The sequence below is a fragment of the Vagococcus sp. WN89Y genome, from assembly GCF_052220145.1.
Lineage (GTDB): Bacteria > Pseudomonadota > Gammaproteobacteria > Enterobacterales > Enterobacteriaceae > Kosakonia.
The window spans coordinates 22,020-28,154 of sequence record NZ_JBQPOM010000052.1 but is presented as its reverse complement, the minus strand read 5'-3'; the positions used below and the strand labels follow the sequence as shown (position 1 = coordinate 28,154).

Genomic DNA, 6,135 nt, shown 5'->3' with positions numbered 1-6,135 from the left:
TACGGGCCGTAAGTAACGAAGTTTGATGCAAATGTCAGATCGTATGCGCCTGTTAGGGCGCGGCTGGTAATAGAGCCTTATAGGCGCATCTGAAAAACCTCCGGCTATGCCGGAGGATATTTATTATCCGCGTAATAACCAAATCCTCTAATTTAGGTGTTTTTGTTATTGGTTCCGTCGCGCGCGCTCATCAATAATTTGCGGTCTGATATATTTTCGGGTTAGTGATTTCTATGTTTCCAATGATGATAAGCGGGCTTTTTTGCGGCGCACTGTTAGGCTTCGTCATGCAGCGCGGGCGCTTTTGCCTTACGGGCGGGTTTCGCGATATGTATATCGCAAAAAACAACCGGATGTTTTATGCCCTGCTGATTGCGATTGCCATTCAAAGTGTCGGTGTCTTTGCCTTAATTCAGGCGGGCGTGCTGCAATATAACGCTGGTGCGTTCCCGTGGCTTGGCACGGTGGTGGGCGGTTACATTTTCGGTCTCGGTATTGTTTATGCGGGCGGTTGCGCCACGGGCACATGGTACCGGGCGGGCGAGGGGCTGATTGGCAGCTGGATTGCCCTCTTTACCTACATGCTGATGAGCGCGGTCATGCGTTCTCCGCACGCCGACGGGCTGAATCAGGTGCTGAAAACCTACAGTACACAGCATAACTCTATTGCCGAAACCTTCGGCTTTTCCGTCTGGCCGCTCATTGCGCTGCTGGTTGTGGTGACGCTGTGGGTGGTGAGTAAAGAGCTGCGCAAACCTAAACTCAAGGTCGCCTCGTTACCGCCGCGCCGTACCGGCCTTGCGCATATTCTGTTTGAGAAACGCTGGCATCCGTTCGTTACTGCCGTGTTAATCGGTCTGATTGCACTACTGGCCTGGCCGTTCAGCGAAGCGACAGGGCGTATGTTCGGTCTGGGAATTACCTCGCCGACGGCTAATATTTTGCAGTTCCTTGTTGCAGGGCAGAGCAAGTTCCTTAACTGGGGCGTGTTCCTCGTACTGGGGATTTTCCTCGGTTCGTTTATTGCCGCAAAAGCCAGCCGTGAGTTCCGCGTACGCGCGGCAGATGCGCAAACGACGCTGCGCAGCGGGTTTGGCGGCGTGCTGATGGGTGTCGGTGCCAGCATGGCCGGCGGCTGCTCCATTGGTAACGGCTTAGTGATGACCGCCATGATGACCTGGCAGGGCTGGGTTGGTCTGGCATTTATGATCCTTGGCGTATGGACTGCGTCATGGTTTTTATATGTGCGCCCGCAGCGCAAAGCGAAGCTTGCGACTGCCGCGGCTTAATCAAAACAGGAGCTGTTATGGCTGTGAAAAAACTGGACGTGGTAACGCAGGTTTGCCCGTTTCCACTGATTGAAGCAAAAGCGGCGCTGGCAGAGATGGCCAGCGGCGACGAACTGGTCATTGAATTTGACTGCACCCAGGCAACCGAAGCCATCCCGCAGTGGGCTGCCGAAGAAGGTCACGCCATTACCGACTATCAACAGCTCGGCGATGCAGCCTGGAGCATCACCGTTCAGAAGGCGTAAACCGCTGCCCTCCCGTGAGCGGGAGGGCTTCCTCAGACGATTTCCTGCGCGTACTGATACAACGCTTTTAATAACGCCTGCTTTTCACTGTCGCCATCGTGCTGCACAAACAGCGCCTGAAGCTCATCGGCATAGTTTTGCAGATACTCCGCGGTAAAGACGTTGCGGCGATGCTCAAGCCAGCGCTGTTGCTCAGACTCATCCAGCGTGCCGGGAAAATTGCGCGCCCGGTAATTAAACAGCAGTTTTTCGATACGGCCATCTGCAAAAGTGACGCCCAGCGTCGGCAGATTTCGCGGCTCAGTCTTAAGAATAATATTCATGCCTGCGCGATCAGCATCGCTGAAAAAACCGTTATACAGCTGCGCGTCAACATTTTCTGATGGCACAAACGGTTCGGCTTCGGCGTAAATAGCCAGCACTTTCTCCCGCACCTGCGGGTTATTACGCAAAATTTGTAAGTTATCAAGACACAACTGGCGATCGATACCCAGCCGCTGCGCATCTTCCGGGCGCAGAGTATTTCCCTGGGCCAGCACCGGGCATTTGTTCAGATGTACCAGTTTGACCGGCACCGCAGCACGTTCGCCCAGGCTGGCTTTCGGGGTATAGAGCCGCTCACGCAACGCGTCGGCGTCCAGTTCCAGCAGGGGCGACATATCGCCTGCCAGATCAACCATAATCACCGCGTTGCGGTTTTCCGGATGCCAGGCCAGCGGCGCGACCAGGCTGGTGTTGCCGCGCCATGCGCCGAACATCCCGGACACATGCACCAGCGGTTTCATCTGCGCGATATCGATAAGTGCCGATAATTTGTGCTTGCTGCGATGGCTGAACAAGTAATCAAACATCTTTGGCTGCTTTGTTTTCACAAGCTTCGCCATAGCGATAGTGGCATACACATCGGCCATCGCGTCATGCGCGTTGCTGTGCTCAATACCATTGGCTTTTGTCAGGTGTTCGAGGCGAAAACTCGGCAACCCTTCTTCATTTTCCGGCCACTCGATACCGTCCGGGCGCAGCGCATAACAGGCGCGCATCACGTCCAGCAGATCCCAGCGTGAATTATGGTTCTGCCAGCTCCATGCATAAGGGTCGTAGAAATTACGATAGAAAATGTTGCGGGTGACTTCATCGTCAAAACGCACATTGTTATACCCCACCACGCAGGTATTGGGCACGGTGAACAGCGCGTGGATCCGCCGGGCAAATTCGGCTTCGGTGTCACCTCTGGCGCGCGCGATTTGCGGCGTGATACCGGTTATCAGCACTGCTTCAGGCTGTGGCAGGTAGTCATCTGCCGGTTTGCAATAAAACACTTCCGGCTCGCCGATAATGTTGAAATCGGCATCCGTACGAATAGCGGCGAACTGCGCCGGGCGATCCAGCGCCGGGCTGGTGCCGAAGGTTTCATAATCGTGAAAAAGAAAAGTGGGCGTTGCAGCGGAATCAGACACCAGAGGCTCATCCTGTAAGTCAAACATCCTGCCTATGGTAAACCATCCCGCCCACGGAGCCGAAGAAAAACCGGTCAGGCTTGCGTATTCGCTCGTAAAACCAGCGTGATAACGTTGAAATGTGTCACACTTTTTTGCAATTTACTCCTGTAATGGCAGCGGAACTTACGTAAAAAGAACGGCCAATTTATATGTTTAGAGGATCTTTCATTGAAACGCCGTATGTTTGCTGCTTGCCTGCTGGCGGTCTGTACCCACAGCGCCCTGGCCAACGATCTCCCGTTCGCTCCGCAACCCCCTGCAATTCAGGCGGGTGCCTGGGTATTAATGGATTACACCACCGGGCAAGTATTAACGGCGGGGAATGAGCACCAGCAGCGCAATCCGGCGAGCCTGACAAAACTCATGACCGGCTATGTGGTAGACCGCGCCATTGACAACCACCGTATCAGCGCTGATGACATGGTCACAGTCGGTAAAGATGCCTGGGCGAAAGGTAACCCGGTGTTCAATGGCTCCTCGTTAATGTTCCTCAAAGCAGGCGATCGCCTGACGGTGCGCGATCTGAGCCGTGGATTAATCGTGGATTCCGGTAACGACGCATGCGTCGCGCTGGCTGACTATGTCGCAGGCGGGGAGCCGCAGTTTGTGAACATGATGAATGACTATGTGCAGAAACTGAATTTGCGCGATACCCATTTTGAAACCGTGCACGGGCTGGACGCGCCGGGGCAGCACAGCTCGGCCTCGGATCTGGCGGTACTGGCGCGCGCAATAATCCACGGCGAACCCTCGTTTTATCATATGTACAGTGAGAAAAGCCTGACGTGGAACGGGATCACCCAGTACAACCGTAATGGGTTGTTATGGGATAAAACGCTGAAGGTTGATGGGCTAAAAACGGGCCACACATCAGGCGCTGGCTTTAACTTAATAGCCTCAAGCGTAGAGGGCCAGCGGCGGCTGATTGCTGTCATCATGGGGGCTGATAGCCCGAAATCCCGTGAGGAGCAGGCGCGTAAACTGCTGCTCTGGGGGCAACAAAACTTTGACACCGTGCAAATATTGCACAACGGTAAAAAAGTAGGTAGCGAGCAAGTCTGGTACGGCGATAAAGAGCACATGGCGGTAGGGACGGATCAGGACCTCTGGCTGGTACTGCCAAAAACAGAGCTGGCAAACATTAAAGCGAAATACGTGCTTGATAAATCGGAACTGGACGCTCCTCTGGCGGCACATCAACGCGTGGGTGAAATTACGCTTTACGATCGTGATAAAGCGATTGCTCACTGGCCGCTGGTGACCCTGGAGAACGTGGGTAAGGGCGGCTGGTTTTCACGGCTCGGCGATTACCTGCATCATCTGTTCTGATACCAACAGAGCTTGCGAGATTTCTCGCAAAATTAACAGCTGCGACAAGCCAGATTGTTTCTCTCTGCTTATACTGTATGCACGAACAGTAAACGGTGGAGGAAACATTATGGCTTATCTTGTCAAACAGCTTGAGAAGCGTCACATCGCCGGGTTCCATCTGGTCGGGCCGTGGGAAGCAAAGGTAAAACAGGGGTTCGAACAGCTCTCTATGTGGGTGAAGAGCAAGCAGCTTCAGCCGCAAGAGTGGGTCTGCGTCTATTACGATAACCCCGATGAAGTCCCGGCGGAAAAGCTTCGTTGCGATGTGGCGATTACCGTTGATGCCTCTTTTCGTATTCCTGAAAATAGCGAAGGCGTAACCCGTACTGAGGTGCCAGCCGGTCAGTATGCCGTTGCGCAGGCGCGGGTGTATAACGAGGCGTTTGAAGCATGCTGGAACCTGTTTTTCGATGAGCTTCTGGCCGACCAGTCACTGCAGATTGCCTCCGGGCCTTGCTTTGAAATTTATCTCAACAATATGCAACGCGACGGCTACCAGGACATTGAGATGCATATCCCGGTTGAGCCAAAAGTGCTCTGAGGGTTGTCAGGCACACAGGGAGAGTGCGTCGCGCCGGTAGTCTCTTTTTTTGTGCAAAATAGTCATTTGCGGCGGGGAAAAGTCGTTACAATTGCGCTCTTGTTGCCCAAAACTGGAGAATGGCTGTGCGTCGTGATAAATCCCTCAGCCCTTTCGAAATTCGTCTTTACCGTCACTATCGCATAGTGCATGGCGTGCGTATTTCGCTCGCCTTTGTTTTAACGTTTTTGTTAATGCGCCAACTGAATGTGCCGGAAGGCACCTGGCCTTTAATTACGCTTGTCGTACTGATGGGGCCTATCTCCTTTTGGGGGAATGTGATTCCGCGTGCTTTTGAGCGCATTGGCGGCACGATTTTCGGCGCTGTACTTGGCCTGGTTGCCCTGCAACTGGAGCTGATATCACTGCCGGTGATGCTGCTATGGTGTGCAGCGGCGATGTTTTTATGCGGCTGGCTGGCGCTGGGGAAAAAGCCTTATCAGGCGCTGCTTATCGGGGTCACGTTGTCGATAGTCGTCGGCTCGCCGACGGGAGAGATGGACACTGCGCTTTGGCGCAGCGGCGATGTGATCCTCGGATCGCTGCTGGCTATGGTTTTTACCGGTATCTGGCCGCAGCGCGCGTTTTTGCACTGGCGTATCCAGATGGCGAACTATGTCACTACCTTTAACCGTGTTTACCAGGCGGGGTTTTCCCGTAACTTGGTGGAGCGCCCGCGGCTTGATAAGCCGATGCAAAAAATACTCAACGATGTGGTGAAAATGCGTGGGCTTATCACCCCATCGTGCAAAGAAACGCATATTCAGAGGGCGATATTCGAAGGCATCCAGACGGTGAGCCGCAATATGGTCTGTATCCTGGAGCTGCAAATCAATGCTTACTGGAGCTCGCGGACCAGCCATTTTGTGATGATCAACGCCCGTACGCTGCGCGACAGTCAACAGATGACCCAGCAAACACTGCTTCTCCTGGCGCATGCTTTGTACGAAGGTAATCCAAAAACTATTCTGGCGAATACGGAAAGGCTTAATGAAATCGTTGCTGAATTACGCCAGCAGATGCGCGAGCACGAAGGAGACGCATTGGTTGCCACGTCAATTCACAGTTACGTGTGGTTAAGCATGGAGCTGGCGCGGCAGCTTGAGCTGTTATCACATTTAATTTGTCGCGCATTGCGCAAATAACAGACA

General features: G+C 53.6%; 6 protein-coding genes. 5 read left to right on the top strand and 1 reads right to left on the bottom strand.

Annotated elements, in window-relative coordinates; genetic code table 11:
• The first annotated feature begins 233 nt into the window (after nucleotides 1-233).
• Nucleotides 234-1,289, top strand: coding sequence for a thiosulfate utilization transporter TsuA/YeeE (tsuA, locus tag ACTU3N_RS15370; protein WP_443086987.1), 1,056 nt, complete (start codon nucleotides 234-236; stop codon nucleotides 1,287-1,289).
• Between the two features lie 17 nt (nucleotides 1,290-1,306).
• Complete coding sequence (gene tsuB / locus ACTU3N_RS15365; protein WP_443086986.1) at nucleotides 1,307-1,534, top strand: thiosulfate utilization sulfurtransferase TsuB/YeeD; 228 nt, start codon at nucleotides 1,307-1,309, stop codon at nucleotides 1,532-1,534.
• A 32-nt stretch (nucleotides 1,535-1,566) separates the two neighbouring features.
• Here tsuB and sbcB read toward each other — a convergent pair whose 3' ends face one another.
• On the bottom strand, nucleotides 1,567-2,991 hold the full coding sequence (gene sbcB / locus ACTU3N_RS15360; protein ID WP_443086985.1) for an exodeoxyribonuclease I: 1,425 nt from the start codon (nucleotides 2,989-2,991) through the stop codon (nucleotides 1,567-1,569).
• 210 nt (nucleotides 2,992-3,201) lie between these two features.
• Here sbcB and dacD point away from each other — a divergent pair, with 210 nt between their 5' ends.
• The 3 genes from dacD (at nucleotide 3,202) to ACTU3N_RS15345 (ending at nucleotide 6,129) form a co-directional block, all read left to right on the top strand.
• Nucleotides 3,202-4,362 carry a serine-type D-Ala-D-Ala carboxypeptidase DacD gene (dacD, locus tag ACTU3N_RS15355; protein WP_443086984.1) on the top strand — a complete coding sequence of 387 codons (1,161 nt, stop codon included), beginning with the start codon at nucleotides 3,202-3,204 and terminating at the stop codon, nucleotides 4,360-4,362.
• A gap of 109 nt (nucleotides 4,363-4,471) precedes the next feature.
• Nucleotides 4,472-4,945 carry a DNA gyrase inhibitor SbmC gene (gene sbmC, locus ACTU3N_RS15350; protein WP_443086983.1) on the top strand — a complete coding sequence of 158 codons (474 nt, stop codon included), beginning with the start codon at nucleotides 4,472-4,474 and terminating at the stop codon, nucleotides 4,943-4,945.
• A gap of 125 nt (nucleotides 4,946-5,070) precedes the next feature.
• Nucleotides 5,071-6,129, top strand: coding sequence for an FUSC family protein (locus ACTU3N_RS15345; RefSeq protein ID WP_443086982.1), 1,059 nt, complete (start codon nucleotides 5,071-5,073; stop codon nucleotides 6,127-6,129).
• The last annotated feature ends 6 nt before the right edge of the window (nucleotides 6,130-6,135 follow it).